Annotated in this window: 2 protein-coding genes; one reads left to right on the plus strand and one right to left on the minus strand. The window is 47.8% G+C overall.

Annotated elements, in window-relative coordinates:
- Positions 1-844, plus strand: an 844-nt coding sequence (galM, locus tag R8N28_RS24935) for a galactose-1-epimerase (protein ID WP_318183631.1), incomplete at its 5' end; no start/stop codon positions are given.
- A 73-nt stretch (positions 845-917) separates the two neighbouring features.
- On the opposite strand, the gene R8N28_RS24940 is transcribed toward galM, so the two are convergent.
- Positions 918-1,383: substrate-binding domain-containing protein (locus tag R8N28_RS24940; RefSeq protein ID WP_318183632.1), on the minus strand; the 466-nt coding region annotated here is incomplete at its 5' end.

A 1,383-nucleotide genomic window follows, 5' to 3' on the forward strand; every position in this document is an offset into this window, starting at 1 on the left:
TTACTTCGGTTCCATTGTTGGCCGCTTTGCTAACCGAATTGCGAAGGGGCAGTTTGAGATAGACGGAGAGAAGTATCAACTTGGTATCAATAACGGTGAAAACTCACTGCACGGTGGCTTGGAAGGGTTTGATAAACGCCGCTGGAAGGTTGAAGAGCAAAATGATCAACAGGTCACTTTTTCACTTCGCTCCCCGGACGGTGACCAAGGCTATCCGGGAAACCTCGATGTGAAGGTGATGTACACGCTCACTGACGAGAATGAACTAGCTATCGCCTATGATGCTAAGACCGACAAAACATCACCAGTGAATTTAACCAATCACGCCTACTTTAACTTGGCTGGTGAGGCGAGCCGCGCAAAAAGTTTGGATCATACTTTACAGCTTAACGCTGGGTATTACTTGCCAACAGATGCGGGGGTAATTCCTTCCGGTGAACAAAAGCCAGTTTCGGGTACCAGTTTCGACTTTACCGAGCCAAAATCGATTGGCCAAGAATTTCTTGCAGAGCAAGATCAGAAAACTGCTGGTGGCTACGATCACGCCTTTGTCTTCATGCCTGAAGTGACCGATGGCGTGTCTGTCGCTGCGGTTTTAATTGCACCAAAAGAAGATGTGGTGATGAAAGTGAAAACCACCAAGCCTGCCATCCAGTTTTATTCAGGTAATTTCTTAGCCGGTACGCCAGGTGCAAGTAAAACTTACGAACGCTATGACGGCCTAGCATTGGAAACGCAGTACTTTCCAGACGGGCCAAACAAACCAGAATGGGGACTCAACAATGGGGTGTTGAGCTCTGGGGATTGCTATCAGCATCAAACTACTTATCAGTTTGAATTTTAGATAGCACTTCTACCCTTTGAACTTGCAGCGGCAGCGATGCTGCAACTCCAACGACTTTGGGTGTTATGGTGGGCTACATGCCCACCTTTTTTGTTTTTGTCGAAGAGGTTCGAACGATGAGCTCACCCTCTACTTTGCGTTTGTTAGAAAGCAACGGTTGCCCTTCAATCAGTGCCATCAACGATTCGATTGCGAGTTTACCCATGTCTGAGTAGGGCAGTTCAACCGACGTTAATGCTGGGAAGCTTTCAGAGGCGATTTGCTGATTATCGTAACCGACAACGGCAACATCCTGAGGAATCTTCAACCCCAACTCCGCTATCGCTTGGTAGCACCCCATTGCCATATAGTCGCTGCCACAGAAAATCGCTTCTGGCGGCTGCTCCATATTCAGTAGTGCCAGTGTTTGCTGGTGCGCTTCTTTTAGCGACCAGTTTGCATCGACTAAATACTCTGAGTTAGGAATGATGTCTGCATCAATGAGAGCCTGACGATAACCATCGGCACGTTGCTTACTGGCTAGCATCCAACTTTCACCA

This window comes from Vibrio sp. Vb1554, assembly GCF_033344235.1.